At 62.1% G+C, this 293-nt stretch carries 1 protein-coding gene; it reads right to left on the reverse strand.

The features are described 5' to 3' along the window. On the reverse strand, positions 1 to 293 hold a 293-nt coding region (locus SB816_RS30870), incomplete at both ends, for a DUF932 domain-containing protein (protein WP_410548102.1).

Below are 293 nucleotides of genomic sequence, written 5' to 3' on the forward strand. Positions count from 1 at the left end.
GCTTTCATGCGGGCCATGAAGCCATCCCACGAAGAAATCGCGATGCCGAGCTGGCGCTTGACGGCCTGCGCGTCGAACTGCGAGCGGTGCGGCACTTTCACGGCCCCGGCCGAATCGCCGAGCGCGATTTGCAGTGTGTTGTTGCAAACGACGCGGATACTCGTGAATTGAGCCGTCGTCGCCAGAGTGCCATCGCATGCCGTTGCCAGCAGCAGATATCCGTTTACCGTGTCTTTGCCCTTGAGCGCGACCGACTGGCCGGTACGGGCGAGCGCCCACAATTTCTTGCCCTC

The sequence above is a fragment of the Achromobacter sp. SIMBA_011 genome (genome assembly GCF_046535435.1).
GTDB lineage: Bacteria > Pseudomonadota > Gammaproteobacteria > Burkholderiales > Burkholderiaceae_B > Achromobacter > Achromobacter dolens.